We start from the raw sequence: 16,534 nt of genomic DNA on the forward strand, positions 1-16,534 counted from the left end.
CCTGTCCTTACTTCTTCTTGCCTTCTTTGCGCAAGATATACTCGCCTTCGTAGCGGACACCTTTACCTTTGTAAGGCTCCGGACCGCGCCAGCCGCGTGCATTTGCAGCGAACTGACCGACGACTTGTTTATCTGCGCCAGAAATGGCGACGAGGGTCGGCTTTTCAGCAACGACGGTAAGACCCTCAGGGATCTCCATTTCTACGTCGTGTGAGAAGCCAAGCTGCAGAACAAGTTTCTTGCCCTGAACCTGTGCACGGTAACCAACACCGGTGATTTCCAGCTTCTTGGTGAACCCTTCCGAAACCCCGGTGACGAGGTTCGCGATGTTTGCACGGGTGGTACCCCAGAGGGCACGGGCGCGCTTGCCATCGTTTTTCGGTTTCACGACGATCTGGTTATCTTCGTGGGTGACGGATACGTCAGCACTGTTCAGCGGAAGGTTAAGCTCACCGAGCTTGCCTTTTGCACTGATCTGCTCTTCGGTCAAGGTGATGGTAACGCCGCTAGGCACGACCACCGGATTTTTTCCTACTCGCGACATCGTTGGCCCTCCTTAGAATACCTTGCAGAGGATTTCGCCGCCGACATTCTGCTCGCGAGCCTCCTGATCCGAAAGAACTCCTCGCGGAGTGGACAGGACTGCGATGCCCAGACCGTTATATACCTTCGGAAGATCTTTGATCTTCGAGTATACACGACGACCCGGGGTCGAGACGCGGTCGATCTGCTTGATCACGGCATCGCCCTCAAAATATTTGAGTTCGATGGTGATTTCGCTGACGCCCTTGCGAATTTCATTAATGTTGTAACCGCGGATATAACCTTCGCGCTGGAGAACATCCAGCACACCGGTACGCAGTTTCGAAGCCGGCGAAACGACGCTGGATTTACCAACGCGCTGGCCGTTACGGATACGCGTAAGCATATCCCCGACTGGATCAGTCATCGACATGTGATGTCCTCCTTACCAGCTCGACTTCACCATGCCCGGGATCTGACCACGCGAAGCAAGTTCACGAAGCGCGATACGGGACAGGCGGAATTTGCGATAGACACCACGCGGACGACCAGATACCTGGCAGCGAATACGCTGACGGATACGGGCCGAGTTACGCGGCAGCTGGGCGAGTTTCATCACAGCAACGATACGATCCTCAGGGGTCGTCTCGCGATTTGCGATAACCGCTTTAAGGGCGGCACGCTTGGCAGCATATTTTTTTGCCAGGCGTTCACGTTTGAGTTCACGCTCTACAGCGCTTTTCTTGGCCATGGGCCAACCTCCGTTAGTTTCCGAACGGAAGATCAAAACCCTTAAGAAGGGCAAGAGCTTCATCGTCGGACTTAGCCGTGGTACAAATGATGATATCCATCCCGCGGACGGAGTCGACTTTGTCGTACTCTACCTCAGGAAAGACGAACTGTTCTTTCAAGCCCATGGCGAAGTTGCCACGACCATCGAAAGATTTTTTGTTCAGGCCGCGAAAGTCACGAACGCGCGGAAGCGCGATGGTGACCAGGCGGTCCAGGAACTCAAACATACGGTCGCGACGCAGGGTCACTTTACAACCGATGTTCATACCTTCACGCAGCTTGAAAGCCGCAACTGACTTTTTCGCTTTGGTGAAGACAGGCTTCTGACCGGTGATGGCAGCGAGATCCGCAGCCGCACCTTCCAGCTTTTTACGATCCTGGGTGGCGTCGCCGACACCCATGTTGATCACGATTTTCTCGAGGCGCGGAATCTCCATGGTGTTCTCGTAGGAGAACTCCTTCAGGAGTGCGTCACGCACCACTTCTTTGTAATGTTCGCGCAGGCGCGTCATTTTTCCGTCCCTCAGTTGTCGATGACTTCGCCGCTGAGCTTCGCTACGCGAACCTTGCGACCATCATCGAGGGTCTTGAAACCGACGCGGGTCGGCTTGTTTTCTTTCGGGTCGACAATCGCGACGTTGGAAACGGCAATTTTTGCTTCCTTTTCGACGATGCCACCAGCATCAGCACCGGTCGGGCGCTGGTGACGTTTCACCAGGTTGATGCCCGAAACCAGAACTTTGTTCTCGGTCGGGAAAGCGGCGAGAACTTCGCCGGTCTTCCCTTTGTCTTTACCCGTCAGAACAACGACGCGATCGCCCTTTTTAATCTTGGCAGCCATTACAGCACCTCCGGAGCGAGCGAAATGATCTTCATGTAACCCTTCGAACGAAGTTCACGGGTTACCGGGCCAAAAATACGCGTGCCGATCGGCTCGCCATTCGCATTAATGAGAACGGCAGCGTTACGGTCAAAGCGGATCGCCGAGCCATCGGCACGACGAATTTCCTTTGCGGTGCGAACGATGACAGCTTTGTGAACTGCACCCTTCTTAACGCGGCCGCGCGGAATGGCTTCCTTGACGGAAACCACGATAACATCACCAACGTGAGCGGTTTTGCGCTTCGAGCCGCCCAGCACCTTGATGCACTGGACGCGGCGAGCGCCGCTGTTGTCGGCGACGTCCAGATTGGACTGCATCTGGATCATGGGTTTACCCCTTGACTATGATTGGGCTGAGGACTCACTCCTCGACCACTACTTCCCAAGACTTCAACTTCGAGATCGGCTTGCATTCGCGAATGCGAACTACGTCACCCGTTTTGAAGCGGTTCTCTTCATCGTGCGCGTGGAATTTCTTCGACTTACGCACGTACTTTTTATACAGCGGGTGCATGACCTGGCGCTCCACTCGGACCACCACGGTCTTGTCGTTTTTGGTCGAAACGACTGTCCCCTGCAATACACGCCTCGGCATGTGTATATACTCCTCTGCGTGTCCAGTTAGGCCGCGGTTGCACCCTTCTCGTTACCGAGAAGGGTTTTAATGCGGGCAATATCACGACGGACCTGGCGGACCCGCGCAGTGTTCTCGAACTGCCCGGAAGCCTGCTGGAATCGCATGTTGAACGATTCTTTACGCAGGTCCAGAAGCAGCTGCTTCAGTTCGTCAGCGCTTTTAGCGCGGAGATCAGCAATTTTCATCACTAATTACTCCCCTTCACCAAGACGGGTGACAAACTTGGTCTTGATCGGCAGTTTTGCCGACGCCAGCTCGAAAGCACGGCGTGCAAGATCCAACGGAACACCGTCGAGTTCAAACATGATCCGACCCGGTTTAACGCGTGCCGCCCAATATTCAGGCGAGCCTTTACCTTTACCCTGACGGACTTCGGCAGGCTTCTGCGAGACCGGGAGATCCGGGAAAACGCGAATCCACACACGACCTTGACGGCGGATGTGGCGGGTGATCGCACGGCGTGCCGCTTCGATCTGACGCGCCGTTATACGCTCAGGCTCCATGGCTTTCAAGCCATAAGCGCCGAAATTAAGATCCGTACCACCCTTGGCTTCACCTTTAAGGCGGCCTTTGTGGGCTTTACGGAACTTTGTGCGTTTCGGAGAAAGCATATCTGGATCTCCTTACTTACGGCCTGAACCAGTCGACTCGAGCGCTTTACGCTCGGAAGCCAACGGATCGTGAGCCATGATTTCGCCCTTGAAGATCCAGACCTTCAGACCGCAAACACCATAGGTGGTGTGTGCTTCCGAAGTGCCATAATCAACGTCCGCACGCAGTGTATGCAGCGGAACGCGACCTTCACGGTACCATTCAGTACGAGCGATTTCAGCGCCACCAAGACGACCAGCAGCATTGATACGAATGCCACCGGCACCGAGACGCATTGCGTTCTGAACCGAGCGCTTCATAGCGCGACGGAACGAAACACGGCGCTCAAGCTGCTGGGCGATGTTGTCAGCGACCAGCTTGGCATCAAGTTCCGGCTTGCGGATCTCGATGATGTTAACCTGCACTTCGGCATTCGCCAGTTTCTGCAGATCATTCTTGAGCTTCTCGATGTCCTGGCCTTTCTTCCCGATCACAACGCCCGGACGAGCGGTGTGGATCGAGATACGGGCTTTCTTCGCCGGACGTTCGATAATCACCTTCGAAACACCAGCCTGCTTGAGGCGGCCGAAGATGAAATTGCGGATCGCGAGATCTTCGTGAAGAAGACCAGCGAAATCGGACTTGTTGGCGTACCAGCGGGAATCCCAGGTACGGTTAATGCCAACGCGCAGACCGATTGGATTAATTTTCTGACCCATTACTCGGCCTCCTCACGTTCGCAAACGACGATGCGCATGTTGGAGAACGGCTTCAGAAGTTTACCAACACGACCGCGTGCACGGGCGCGCCAGCGCTTCATTACGAAGGCCTTACCAACAGATGCCTCTTTAACGTAGAGACGGTCGACATCGAGCTGATGGTTGTTTTCGGCATTAGCAATTGCCGATTCCAGCAGCTTTTTGACGTCCTGCGAAATGCGTTTATTGGAGAAGGTCAGCTCTGCCAAAGCAGCTTCTGCCTTCTTACCACGAATCGACTCGGCGACGAGGTTGAGCTTACGCGGGGAAATGCGTACTGCCCGGAGCGAAGCCGCAGCCTCGTTATCCGCCAGCCGACGGATGTCAGCTTTCTTACCCATCGTTACTTCCTCTTCGCCTTTTTGTCGGCCGCGTGACCATAGTAGGTACGGGTCGGCGAGAATTCACCGAACTTGTGACCAATCATGTCTTCGGTCACCAGCACCGGCAGGAATTTCTGGCCATTGTAAACCCCAAAGGTGAGGCCTACGAATTGCGGCAAAATCGTCGAGCGCCGCGACCAGGTCTTAATTACCTCATTCCGGCCTGAGGCACGGACAGTATCGGCTTTCTTAAGAAGGTATCCGTCAACAAACGGACCCTTCCAAACGGAACGCGCCATAGTCTAGCCTCCTCCGTTAGCTCTTGTGACGACGGCGCATGATGAGCGCGTCGGTCTTTTTGTTCGAGCGGGTACGTTTGCCCTTGGTCGGCTTGCCCCACGGCGTAACCGGATGGCGACCACCCGACGTACGGCCTTCACCACCACCATGCGGGTGATCGATCGGGTTCATGGCAACGCCACGAACCGAAGGACGCTTGCCAAGCCAGCGATTACGGCCGGCTTTACCAAGGTTCGAGTTCTGATGGTCCGGGTTGGACACGGCACCGATGGTAGCCATGCATTCACCACGAACCAAACGTACCTCACCGGAGGACAGCTTAAGCTGGGCGTAACCCTGGTCCTTACCAACAAGCTGTACATACGAGCCTGCTGAACGTGCGACCTGACCACCTTTACCGGCTTTCAGTTCGACGTTGTGGACAATGGTACCGACCGGAATGTTCTTCAGCGGTGCGGCGTTACCCGGCTTAATGTCTACGCGGTCAGCGGCAACAACGTTGTCGCCAACAGCAAGACGCTGCGGTGCGAGGATGTAGGCCAATTCGTCGTCAGAATAACGAACCAGTGCGATAAACGCGGTACGGTTCGGATCATATTCCAAACGCTCGACGGTACCGACGACATCAAACTTGGTACGTTTGAAGTCAATCATACGGTAACGACGTTTGTGACCACCACCAATACGGCGGGCGGTGATACGACCAGTGTTGTTACGGCCACCTTTCTTGCGAAGACCTTCGGTCAACGCTTTGATCGGCTTGCCCTTGTGGAGATCGGAACGATCCACGAGAACCAGCTGACGGCGACCAGGAGAGGTTGGTTTAAACTTCTTCAAAGCCATTGTCTTAGATTCCCGTAGTCACATCGATGGACTGGCCCTCTTCGAGGGTCACCATCGCTTTCTTGAAATCGCTCCGACGACCGGAAATACCGCGAAAACGCTTGGTTTTTCCTTTTACCACAGAGGTATTGACCGTCTTGACCTTCACCCCGAACAGACCTTCCACAGCAGCCTTGATCTCCGGCTTGGTGGCGTCGATCGCGACTTTGAATGCAACAGCGTTGTGTTCAGAAATCAACGTCGACTTTTCAGTGATATGCGGGGCGCGGATGACTTCGTACATCCGCTCTTTGCTGATGATCGTCATTTGAGACGTGCCTCCAACGCTTCGACCGCACCCTTGGTCAGCACCAGGGTGTCACGGCGCAGGATGTCATAGACGTTAGCACCAATCTGCGGAAGTACATCAACCTGCGGGATGTTGCGCGCTGCGCGTGCAAAGCCCTCGTTGACCTGCGAACCGTCGATGATCAGTGCAGACTTCCAGCCGAGCTTGTTGAAAGCTGCGACCAGATTCTTGGTTTTGGCGTCCGAGAATTCCGCATTATCAAGAACGATAAGCTTACCGTCTTTTGCCTTGGCCGACAGAGCGGTTTTCAGCGCGAGTTTACGGAACTTCTTGGTCAGATCGTGTGCGTGGTCGCGAACGCGCGGACCGTGCACGGTACCACCACCACGGAACTGTGCGGCTTTACGGGAACCGTGACGTGCACCGCCACTACCCTTCTGACGCACGAATTTTTTCGTGGTTGCGGAAATTTCCGACTTTTCCTTTACCTTGTGGGTACCGGCACGGCGTTTTGCCAGCTGCCAGTTCACCATGCGGTGCAGGACGTCGCGACGTACTTCAAGACCGAAGATGTCTTCTGCAAGATCAATCTTGCCGGACTTGGAAGCGTCAAGTTTGAGAATGTCGAGCTTCATGATGCTTATTCCTTATCCTCGGCGACAGCTTCTTCAGCGGCCGGGGCAGCACCCTTGAGCGCGGCCGGGAACGGCAGACCTTCCGGTGCAGCACGCTTCACGGCATCCTTGACAAGGACATAGGCACCCTTGTGACCCGGAACGGCACCATGCACCAGGATCAGGCCTTTGTCGGCATCCGAGGATACGACTTTAAGGGACTGAACGGTAACACGTGCGGCACCAAGGTGACCTGCCATCTTCTTACCTTTGAAGACGCGGCCCGGGTCCTGGCACTGACCGGTGGAACCATGCGAACGGTGCGAAATCGACACACCGTGCGACGCACGCAGACCACCGAAGTTATGACGCTTCATCGCACCGGCAAAACCTTTACCGATGGACGTGCCGATTACGTCAACGTACTGGCCTTCGATGAAGTGGGTCGCAGAAAGTTCTGCACCAACTTCGATCAGACCGTCGTCGCTGACGCGGAATTCAGCAAGTTTGGCTTTCGGCTCAACCTTGGCTTTGGCGAAGTGACCACGCATCGGCTTGGATACGTTTTTCACTTTCGCTTTGCCATAACCAAGCTGAACAGCGACGTAGCCGTCGGTGTCGTTGGTACGGTTGGCGACAACCTGAAGATCTTCGACCTTCAGAACGGTTACAGGAAGGTGGGAACCGTCATCGTTAAAGATGCGGGTCATACCGACCTTCTGGGTAATAAGTCCACTACGCATTGCGGCTTACTCCCGATTAAAGTTTGATCTCGACATCGACGCCGGACGCAAGGTCGAGCTTCATAAGAGCATCGACGGTTTGCGGGGTCGGGTCGACAATGTCGAGAAGACGCTTGTGCGTACGGATTTCGAGCTGTTCGCGTGATTTCTTGTTCACGTGCGGAGACCGCAGAACAGTATACTTTTCAATGCGGGTCGGCAGCGGAATCGGGCCGCGGACCTCTGCGCCAGTGCGCTTCGCCGTATTGACGATCTCACGCGTGGACTGATCCAGCACGCGATGGTCAAACGCCTTGAGGCGAATGCGAATGTTCTGACTATCCATGTAATTATGTACCGGAGCCCTCAAAAGGACACCGGCCCCTCAACTGGAGTTGACGATTGCCGCAAAAGTGTTGCGGGCGGCCTAAATAGCCGCCCGCTTCACAAAGATCAAGAGAAAAATTATTCGATGATCTTGGCAACAACGCCCGCGCCGACGGTACGACCGCCTTCACGGATTGCGAAACGCAGACCTTCGTCCATTGCGATCGGTGCAATGAGGGTTGCGGTCATCTGAACGTTGTCGCCCGGCATAACCATTTCCGTGCCTGCCGGCAGCTCGATCGAACCGGTTACGTCAGTCGTACGGAAGTAGAACTGCGGACGGTAGTTCGAGAAGAACGGCGTATGACGGCCACCTTCATCCTTGTTCAGGATGTAGGCTTCTGCTTCGAATTTGGTGTGCGGGGTGATCGAGCCAACGTGTGCCAGAACCTGGCCACGCTCGACGTCTTCACGCTTGGTACCACGCAGCAGCGCGCCAATGTTGTCGCCAGCTTCGCCCTGGTCGAGCAGCTTGCGGAACATTTCAACGCCGGTAACGGTGGTTTTAACGGTGTCTTTGATGCCGACGATTTCGATTTCTTCGCCAACTTTGACAACACCGGTTTCAACACGACCGGTCACAACCGTACCACGACCCGAGATCGAGAACACGTCTTCGATCGGCATCAGGAACGGCTTGTCTTTCGGACGGTCCGGAGCCGGGATGAAGTCGTCAACCGCTTTCATCAGCTCGAGGATCGCGTTCTTGCCGATTTCGTCATCGCGACCTTCCAGAGCAGCAAGAGCCGAGCCCTTGATGATCGGAATATCGTCGCCCGGGAAGTCGTAGGACGACAGAAGTTCGCGGATTTCCATTTCGACGAGCTCGAGAAGCTCTTCGTCATCGACCTGGTCAACTTTGTTCATGAAGACGACGAGAGCCGGAACGCCAACCTGACGCGCAAGCAGGATGTGCTCACGGGTCTGCGGCATCGGGCCGTCAGCAGCCGAAACGACGAGGATACCGCCGTCCATCTGTGCCGCACCAGTGATCATGTTTTTAACATAGTCAGCGTGGCCCGGGCAGTCGACGTGTGCGTAGTGACGGTTCTCGGTCTCATACTCAACGTGCGCGGTCGAGATCGTGATACCACGAGCTTTCTCTTCCGGTGCTTTGTCGATGTCGCTGTAGTCCTGGAACGAACCACCACCGGCTTCTGCCAGAACTTTGGTGATTGCTGCGGTCAGCGTGGTTTTACCGTGGTCAACGTGGCCGACGGTGCCTACGTTAACGTGCGGTTTTGTACGCTCAAACTTTTCTTTAGCCATTTCTAACTCCGTTTATTCTGGCTGGGCCTTAGCCGGCCGACTTGGCTTTGACTTCGTCCGCAACTGCCTGCGGGACGTCTGAATAGTGATCGAACTGCATCACGAACTGGGCACGGCCCTGGGACATGGAGCGCAGGTTGTTGACGTAACCGAACATGTTGGCCAGCGGTACGAACGCGTTAACAACGCGTGCAATACCACGGGAGTCCATGTCACGGACCTGGCCACGACGGCTGTTCAGGTCGCCAATGATGTCGCCCATGTATTCTTCCGGGGTCACAACCTCGACCTTCATGATCGGCTCGAGCAGCTTCGGAGAAGCTTTCGACAGACCTTCTTTGAATGCTGCGCGAGCAGCGATTTCGAAGGCCATGACGCTCGAGTCAACGTCGTGGTATGCACCATCGGTCAGCTTGATCGAGAAATCGGTTACAGGGAAGCCTGCGATCACGCCGCTCTGCAGCGAGCTTTCCAAGCCTTTCTGTACGCCCGGGATGTATTCCTTCGGAACGTTACCGCCAACAACGGTATCGGAGAAGGAGAAGCCCGAACCCGGTTCACCCGGGGTGAAGGTGAGCTTGATACGTGCAAACTGACCCGAACCACCCGACTGTTTTTTGTGGGTGTAGTCGATATCGACTTCTTTCGAGATGGTTTCACGATAAGCAACCTGCGGCGCGCCGATGTTTGCTTCGACTTTGAATTCACGCTTCATACGATCGACAAGAATGTCGAGGTGAAGCTCGCCCATACCGGAAATGATGGTCTGGCCGGATTCGTGGTCGGATTTAACACGGAACGACGGATCTTCCTGAGCAAGACGTGCCAGGGCGAGACCCATTTTTTCCTGGTCGGCTTTCGATTTCGGCTCAACAGCGATTTCGATAACCGGATCCGGGAATTCCATGCGCTCGAGGATGATCGGCTTGGCCGGGTCACAAAGGGTATCACCAGTGGTGGTGTCCTTCATGCCAACCAGAGCAACGATGTCGCCCGAGCAAGCGTATTTGATTTCTTCGCGGTTGTTCGAATGCATGAGAAGCATACGGCCAATACGTTCTTTTTTCTCCTTAACGGAGTTCAGAACGTAGGAACCAGCTTCGAGAACACCTGAATAAATACGTGCGAAGGTCAGCGAACCGACAAACGGGTCACTCATGATCTTGAACGCAAGTGCCGAGAACGGTGCTTCGTCGGTCAGCGGGCGCGAATCCGGCTCATCTTCGGTGTTCGGCTTGACGCCACGAACATCTTCGATGTCGTCCGGTGCCGGCATGTAGTCGACAACAGCATCGAGAAGCGGCTGAACGCCTTTGTTCTTGAACGCGGTACCCAGAAGGACCGGAACAAGTTCGCCAGCAATCGTGCCCTTACGGATGCACTCTTTGAGCTTCTCTTCGCTCGGCTGCTCACCTTCGAGGTAAGCTTCCATAGCTTCTTCGTCGCATTCGACTGCCTGCTCGATCAGGGCTTCGCGGTATTCTGCGGCCTGGTCAGCAAGGGAATCACGAATGTCGCGATATTCGAACTCTGCACCGAGGCTTTCGTCTTTCCAGACGATTTCCTGGTTCTTCACGAGGTCGACAACACCTTCGAAATCACCTTCGGCACCGATCGGCAGCTGCATGACAGCGGCATTGGCACCAAGGCGTTCCTTGATCATTTCGACGCAACGGAAGAAGTCCGCACCGGTACGGTCCATTTTGTTGACGAAGCACATACGCGGAACGTTGTACTTGTCAGCCTGGCGCCACACGGTTTCGGTCTGCGGCTCAACACCGGAAACGGCGTCGAAGACTGCGCAAGCACCATCGAGGACACGGAGCGAACGTTCAACTTCAATGGTGAAGTCAACGTGGCCCGGGGTATCGATGATGTTGACCCGGTGGTCGTTCCAGAAGCAGGTCGTCGCAGCAGACGTAATCGTAATGCCACGTTCCTGTTCCTGTTCCATCCAGTCCATGGTCGCGGCGCCGTCGTGGACTTCGCCGATCTTGTAGGACTTACCGGTGTAGAAAAGGATTCGCTCGGTGGTCGTCGTTTTACCAGCATCAATGTGGGCCATGATGCCGATGTTACGATACCGAGAGATCGGAGTGCGTTTTACCATAATCGACTCTTGATCTTGAGGTCTGGGTTACCAGCGATAATGAGCGAAAGCCTTGTTGGCTTCGGCCATACGGTGGGTGTCTTCACGTTTCTTGACGGCCGAGCCACGGTTGTTGGCTGCGTCCATCAGTTCACCGGCGAGACGACCAACCATGGTGGTTTCGGAACGCTTGCGAGCAGCGTCAACCAGCCAACGAATGGCCAGCGCCTGACGACGCTCGGTACGAACTTCAACCGGAACCTGGTAGGTAGCACCACCAACACGGCGCGAGCGAACTTCGACGTTCGGCTTCACGTTATCCATGGCTTCGTGGAACTGGGCAACCGGGTCTGCACCCTTGCCTTCCATGACTTCCAGTGCACCATAAACGATCTTTTCTGCGGCGGATTTTTTACCGTCGAGCATCAGACCGTTCATGAACTTGGTCAGAACCTTATCGCCATATTTGGCGTCAGGCAGAACTTCGCGCTTTTCAGCAGCGTGACGACGTGACATCTGAGCTGCTCCTTATTTCGGACGCTTGGCGCCGTATTTCGAACGACGCTGTTTACGGTCTTTGACACCCTGCGTATCGAGGGTACCGCGAATGATGTGGTAACGCACACCCGGCAAATCCTTTACACGGCCGCCGCGGATCATCACGACGGAGTGTTCTTGCAGGTTGTGGCCTTCACCCGGAATGTAAGAAGTTACTTCGTAGCCGTTGGTCAAACGGACACGAGCAACCTTACGAAGTGCCGAGTTCGGCTTCTTAGGGGTGGTGGTGTAGACACGGGTGCAAACGCCGCGTTTCTGCGGGCATGCTTCCAGTGCCGGAACCATATCGCGCTGGGTGCGCGGAGTCCGCGACTTGCGGATCAACTGGTTAATAGTGGGCATTAACTTTCCCTTTTACTTCAACGGACGCCACGAGGGCGCTGCTCATATCGACGCACGACGAGCGACCACGCGTCTTTGCACTTTGTACAAAAACACGCGCGGACGCCCATAAAAGCAGGAGTTCCTGCCTCGACGGCCGTCAGAGTCGCACTCAAGCGATGGGGGGCGAAAACCGCCCGCTACCGCACAAAACGGCACCGGCACAGCTACACCCCCCTAGATTCGGTGGGCGCATACTAGTGACGGCCCCCTTTTGCGTCAAGCAAAACCCTCTGGGCCTTCGAGTTGGCGCTTCAAACGCCGAAACGAGCCGGTGCGTCGATAAGAGTCCGGCTCGTTCCTGATTCTTTTAAATGTCTGGCGCGACGAACTTATTCGCCTGCCGGCAGTGAAGCGGTGTCGGCATCGGCCTGCGGACCGAAGTTGTCCCCGATTTCCTCTTCTGCCTCGATCTGTACCGATTTGTCGCGTTCGGCAGCCAGTGCACGGAAGCGGTTCATCACCGCACCGGTACCAGCCGGGATCAAACGACCCACGATGACGTTCTCTTTCAGACCGATAAGGGTATCGGTTTTGCCCGAAACAGCTGCTTCGGTAAGAACGCGCGTGGTTTCCTGGAACGACGCGGCCGAAATGAAGGAGTGCGTCTGGAGCGAGGCTTTGGTGATCCCCTGGAGGACCGGTGCGCCTTCGGCCAGTTCGCCGCCTTCTTTAAGAGCACGTTCGTTTTCGGTATCAAAATCAACGCGGTCAATGATTTCGCCAACCAGAAGCGTGGTGTCACCCGGTTTGGTGATTTCCACTTTCTGCAGCATCTGACGTACGATGACTTCGATGTGCTTGTCGTTAATCTTCACGCCCTGCAGACGGTAGACTTCCTGAATCTCGTTGACCAGGTAATCTGCCAGTGCCGGGACGCCCATAACACGCAGAATATCGTGCGGAACCGGTGAACCATCGAGAAGCTGATCGCCCTGTTCGACGAAGTCCCCTTCCTGAACGGCAAGGTGCTTGCCTTTCGGAATCAGGTATTCAACCGGTTCGGTCAGACCCGAGTCTTCGAGCGGATGAACCACGACGCGCCGCTTGTTCTTGTAGTCCTTGCCAAATTCGACGCGACCCGGAATGTCCGAGATGATCGCGTGTTCTTTCGGTTTACGGGCTTCGAACAGCTCGGCAACACGCGGCAGACCACCGGTAATGTCACGGGTTTTCGAACCTTCACGCGGGATACGTGCAAGCACGTCACCAGCCGCGACCTTCTGACCGTTCTCGACCGAGAGAATAGCATCAACTGACAGGAAGTAACGGGCTTCAAGGCCGTTATCCAGGTTGATGACTTCGCCGGCCTCATTGCGCAGGGTAACGCGCGGCTTGAGGTCGGATGCCTTGGGCATACTCTTCCAGTCGATAACCGTTTTCGAGGCGATACCGGTCGCTTCGTCATAGACTTCGCGAATGGTTACGTTCTCGAGAAGGTCGACATAGTTCACGTAACCTTCTTTCTCGGTGATGATCGGCAGGGTGTACGGATCCCATTCAGCCAGTTTCTGGCCACGGGTAACCTGGTCACCTTCATCGGTAAGAAGTTTCGCACCGTACGGAACGCGGTATTTCGCACGTTCACGACCGGTTTTGTCGATCAGCATGATTTCGAGGTTACGCGCCATGACGATGTTCACGCCCGACGAGTTCTCGACAACCGCGCGGTTCTTGAGCTTCACGGTCGCGTCGAAGTTGGCTTCGACACCGGAAACTTCTGCACCACGCTGCGCGGCACCACCAATGTGGAACGTACGCATGGTCAGCTGGGTACCCGGTTCACCGATCGACTGTGCGGCGATAACACCGACAGCTTCACCGATATTGACCGTGGTACCACGTGCCAGGTCACGACCATAGCAATGGCCGCAAACACCGGTTTCGGCGTCACAGGTCAGAACCGAGCGGATACGCGCCATTTCGACGCCTGCCTTTTCGATGAGATCAAGGTGATCTTCTTCTACCATCTCGTTCTTCGGCACGATGACTTCGCCGGTCGACGGATTGACAATCTCGTCGGCGGTGAAGCGACCGAGGATACGATCAGACAGGGTTTCGATGACCTCACCGGAATCGACGACGGCTGCGATGTCGAGGCCACGGTCGGTACCGCAATCATGCTGGGTGATGATGCAGTCCTGGGCCACGTCAACGAGACGACGGGTAAGGTAACCCGAGTTCGCCGTTTTCAGTGCGGTATCAGCAAGACCTTTACGAGCACCGTGAGTGGAGTTGAAGTACTCCTGCACGGTCAGGCCTTCTTTAAAGTTCGAAATAATCGGCGTCTCAATGATCGAGCCATCCGGTTTCGCCATCAGGCCACGCATAGCAGCCAGCTGACGCATCTGGGCGGCAGAACCACGGGCACCGGAGTGCGCCATCATGTAAACCGAGTTCACATTGTCACCTTCTGCCGTCGCCGAGATGACTTTCATCATCGCTTCGGAAACGTCGTCGGTGCACTGTGCCCAGGCGTCAACAACCTTGTTGTATTTCTCACCACGGGTGATGAGACCGTCCTGGTACTGCTGCTCGTATTCCTTGACCTTTTCATGGGTCGTGCCAACCAGGGTTTCCTTGGCTTCCGGAATGATCATGTCATCCTTACCAAACGAAATACCGGCTTTACATGCCCAGTTGAAACCAAGGCCCATCATGCGGTCAGCAAAGATAACGGTCTCTTTCTGGCCACAGTGACGATAGACGACGTCGATAACGTTCGAGACGTCTTTCTTGGTGAGCAGCTTGTTGATGGTCGAGAACGGAATGCGCGGATGACGCGGCAGAAGTTCCGACAGCAACATGCGGCCCGGGGTCGTGGCAACACGAACGGTGATCGGTTCGTTGTTTTCATCAACCGTGTGGTAACGGGCATTGACCTTGGAGTGCAGGTTTACGACACCTTCATCCAGAGCCTGCTCAATCTCGGCGATGTTGACAAACGACATGCCCTCGCCCGGCTGACCTTCACGCTCCATGGAGATGTAGTACAGACCAAGGACAATATCCTGCGACGGCACAATGATCGGTTTACCCGATGCCGGGGACAGGATGTTGTTGGTCGACATCATCAGGGTACGTGCTTCAAGCTGAGCTTCAAGCGACAGCGGTACGTGAACAGCCATCTGGTCACCGTCGAAGTCCGCGTTAAACGCAGTACAAACGAGCGGATGCAGCTGGATGGCCTTACCTTCGATCAGGGTAGGCTCGAAGGCCTGAATGCCAAGACGGTGCAGCGTCGGTGCACGGTTGAGCATGACCGGGTGTTCACGGATAACCTGCTCGAGGATATCCCAAACTTCGGCGCGCTCTTTTTCCACCATGCGCTTTGCAGCTTTAATGGTGGTGGCCATCCCGTACAGTTCCAGCTTCGCGTAAACGAACGGCTTGAACAGCTCGAGGGCCATTTTCTTCGGCAGACCGCACTGGTGCAGTTTCAGGTTCGGACCCACGGTAATAACCGAACGACCGGAATAGTCGACGCGTTTACCCAGAAGGTTCTGACGGAAACGACCCTGCTTACCTTTAAGCATGTCCGACATCGATTTGAGCGGACGCTTGTTGGCACCGGTGATCGGACGACCGCGACGTCCGTTGTCAAACAGCGCATCAACCGATTCCTGAAGCATACGTTTTTCGTTACGCACGATGATATCAGGCGCACGAAGCTCGATCAGGCGCTTCAGACGGTTGTTACGGTTGATCACACGACGATACAGATCGTTCAGATCCGAGGTCGCGAAACGACCGCCATCCAGCGGAACCAGCGGGCGCAGTTCCGGCGGAATGACCGGGATCACTTCAAGGATCATCCATTCCGGGCGTGCGCCGGATTCCTGGAAGGCCTCAATCAGCTTGAGACGCTTGACCAGCTTCTTGCGCTTGGCTTCGGAATTGGTTTCCTTGAGGTCGAGTTTCGCGGTTTCGCGTTCTTCATCAAGGTCGATCGCCGAAAGCATATCGCGGATGGCTTCTGCACCGATGCCGGCGCGGAAGCTGTCTTCGCCATATTCTTCCTGGGCGGTCATATACTGGTCTTCGGACAGGAGCTCACCCATCTTGAGCGGGGTCAGGCCCGGTTCGATGACCACATAGTTTTCGAAGTACAGAATGCGCTCAAGATCCTTGAGCGTCATGTCCAGCAGCAGACCCAGACGGCTCGGCAGCGACTTCATGAACCAGATATGGGCAACAGGTGCCGCCAGTTCGATATGGCCCATACGTTCACGACGTACTTTGGCCAGAGTCACTTCGACGCCGCACTTCTCACAGATAATGCCGCGATACTTCATACGCTTGTACTTGCCGCACAAGCATTCGTAATCCTTCACCGGACCAAAAATGCGCGCACAGAACAGGCCGTCGCGCTCCGGTTTGAAGGTCCGGTAGTTGATGGTTTCCGGTTTCTTGATTTCGCCGAACGACCAGGAGCGGATACGCTCCGGGCTGGCAATCTGAATCCGGATCTGATCGAAGCTCTGGGTGCCCTGCGGCTGCCCGAAGATCTTCATCAACTCGTTCATAAAGGCTCTCCCGCTATGCCCGGTCTCGCCGGGTTTCGCCAATTTCAGGCC

Annotated in this window: 22 protein-coding genes; all 22 read right to left on the reverse strand. The window is 55.4% G+C overall.

The features are described from left to right. Positions 1-7 precede the first annotated feature (7 nt). Entirely contained in the window at positions 8-544 is a 537-nt protein-coding gene (rplF, locus tag ACXAIA_RS04760; RefSeq protein WP_475348345.1) for a 50S ribosomal protein L6, read from the reverse strand. Between the two features lie 12 nt (positions 545-556). After that, a complete protein-coding gene (gene rpsH / locus ACXAIA_RS04765; RefSeq protein WP_062953735.1) occupies positions 557-955 on the reverse strand; it encodes a 30S ribosomal protein S8 in 399 nt (132 codons plus the stop codon). A gap of 12 nt (positions 956-967) precedes the next feature. Then, positions 968-1,273, reverse strand: a complete 306-nt coding sequence (gene rpsN, locus ACXAIA_RS04770) for a 30S ribosomal protein S14 (RefSeq protein ID WP_033067178.1) — start codon at positions 1,271-1,273, stop codon at positions 968-970. A gap of 13 nt (positions 1,274-1,286) precedes the next feature. After that, a complete protein-coding gene (rplE, locus tag ACXAIA_RS04775; RefSeq protein ID WP_475346511.1) occupies positions 1,287-1,826 on the reverse strand; it encodes a 50S ribosomal protein L5 in 540 nt (179 codons plus the stop codon). 11 nt (positions 1,827-1,837) lie between these two features. Then, a complete protein-coding gene (gene rplX / locus ACXAIA_RS04780; RefSeq protein WP_008892185.1) occupies positions 1,838-2,155 on the reverse strand; it encodes a 50S ribosomal protein L24 in 318 nt (105 codons plus the stop codon). Continuing rightward, positions 2,155-2,523 (reverse strand): 50S ribosomal protein L14, encoded by a 369-nt coding sequence (gene rplN, locus ACXAIA_RS04785; RefSeq protein ID WP_033067181.1) that lies wholly within the window; start codon positions 2,521-2,523, stop codon positions 2,155-2,157. Before rplN ends, rplX begins: the two co-directional genes overlap by 1 nt. A gap of 34 nt (positions 2,524-2,557) precedes the next feature. Continuing rightward, entirely contained in the window at positions 2,558-2,791 is a 234-nt protein-coding gene (rpsQ, locus tag ACXAIA_RS04790) for a 30S ribosomal protein S17 (RefSeq protein ID WP_008892183.1), read from the reverse strand. Between the two features lie 26 nt (positions 2,792-2,817). Continuing rightward, on the reverse strand, positions 2,818-3,018 hold the full coding sequence (gene rpmC, locus ACXAIA_RS04795) for a 50S ribosomal protein L29 (protein WP_008892182.1): 201 nt from the start codon (positions 3,016-3,018) through the stop codon (positions 2,818-2,820). 6 nt (positions 3,019-3,024) lie between these two features. Further along, positions 3,025-3,444 (reverse strand): 50S ribosomal protein L16, encoded by a 420-nt coding sequence (gene rplP, locus ACXAIA_RS04800; protein ID WP_033067183.1) that lies wholly within the window; start codon positions 3,442-3,444, stop codon positions 3,025-3,027. A gap of 12 nt (positions 3,445-3,456) precedes the next feature. Beyond that, positions 3,457-4,143: a 30S ribosomal protein S3 gene (gene rpsC, locus ACXAIA_RS04805; RefSeq protein WP_475348346.1), complete on the reverse strand. Its 687-nt coding sequence runs from the start codon at positions 4,141-4,143 to the stop codon at positions 3,457-3,459. Beyond that, complete coding sequence (rplV, locus tag ACXAIA_RS04810; RefSeq protein WP_475346512.1) at positions 4,143-4,523, reverse strand: 50S ribosomal protein L22; 381 nt, start codon at positions 4,521-4,523, stop codon at positions 4,143-4,145. The genes rpsC and rplV overlap by 1 nt, the downstream gene beginning before the upstream one ends. Positions 4,524-4,525: 2 nt before the next feature. Next, positions 4,526-4,804, reverse strand: coding sequence for a 30S ribosomal protein S19 (rpsS, locus tag ACXAIA_RS04815; RefSeq protein ID WP_008892178.1), 279 nt, complete (start codon positions 4,802-4,804; stop codon positions 4,526-4,528). Positions 4,805-4,820: 16 nt separating this feature from the next. Next, positions 4,821-5,648 (reverse strand): 50S ribosomal protein L2, encoded by an 828-nt coding sequence (rplB, locus tag ACXAIA_RS04820; protein ID WP_033067186.1) that lies wholly within the window; start codon positions 5,646-5,648, stop codon positions 4,821-4,823. Positions 5,649-5,652: 4 nt separating this feature from the next. Next, a complete protein-coding gene (locus ACXAIA_RS04825) occupies positions 5,653-5,955 on the reverse strand; it encodes a 50S ribosomal protein L23 (RefSeq protein WP_062953730.1) in 303 nt (100 codons plus the stop codon). After that, on the reverse strand, positions 5,952-6,572 hold the full coding sequence (gene rplD / locus ACXAIA_RS04830; RefSeq protein WP_475346513.1) for a 50S ribosomal protein L4: 621 nt from the start codon (positions 6,570-6,572) through the stop codon (positions 5,952-5,954). The genes ACXAIA_RS04825 and rplD overlap by 4 nt, the downstream gene beginning before the upstream one ends. A gap of 5 nt (positions 6,573-6,577) precedes the next feature. Then, positions 6,578-7,294: a 50S ribosomal protein L3 gene (gene rplC, locus ACXAIA_RS04835; RefSeq protein WP_475348347.1), complete on the reverse strand. Its 717-nt coding sequence runs from the start codon at positions 7,292-7,294 to the stop codon at positions 6,578-6,580. A gap of 16 nt (positions 7,295-7,310) precedes the next feature. Next, entirely contained in the window at positions 7,311-7,619 is a 309-nt protein-coding gene (gene rpsJ / locus ACXAIA_RS04840; RefSeq protein WP_008892173.1) for a 30S ribosomal protein S10, read from the reverse strand. 119 nt (positions 7,620-7,738) lie between these two features. Continuing rightward, entirely contained in the window at positions 7,739-8,929 is a 1,191-nt protein-coding gene (tuf, locus tag ACXAIA_RS04845; RefSeq protein ID WP_475348348.1) for an elongation factor Tu, read from the reverse strand. A gap of 28 nt (positions 8,930-8,957) precedes the next feature. After that, a complete protein-coding gene (gene fusA, locus ACXAIA_RS04850) occupies positions 8,958-11,039 on the reverse strand; it encodes an elongation factor G (protein ID WP_475348349.1) in 2,082 nt (693 codons plus the stop codon). A 27-nt stretch (positions 11,040-11,066) separates the two neighbouring features. Beyond that, complete coding sequence (gene rpsG, locus ACXAIA_RS04855; RefSeq protein WP_062955413.1) at positions 11,067-11,534, reverse strand: 30S ribosomal protein S7; 468 nt, start codon at positions 11,532-11,534, stop codon at positions 11,067-11,069. A 12-nt stretch (positions 11,535-11,546) separates the two neighbouring features. After that, positions 11,547-11,918 carry a 30S ribosomal protein S12 gene (gene rpsL, locus ACXAIA_RS04860; protein WP_007092427.1) on the reverse strand — a complete coding sequence of 124 codons (372 nt, stop codon included), beginning with the start codon at positions 11,916-11,918 and terminating at the stop codon, positions 11,547-11,549. A gap of 371 nt (positions 11,919-12,289) precedes the next feature. Beyond that, complete coding sequence (rpoC, locus tag ACXAIA_RS04865) at positions 12,290-16,483, reverse strand: DNA-directed RNA polymerase subunit beta' (protein WP_475348350.1); 4,194 nt, start codon at positions 16,481-16,483, stop codon at positions 12,290-12,292. Between the last annotated feature and the right edge of the window lie 51 nt (positions 16,484-16,534).

Source organism: Thalassospira sp. ABL2_045, from assembly GCF_056161285.1.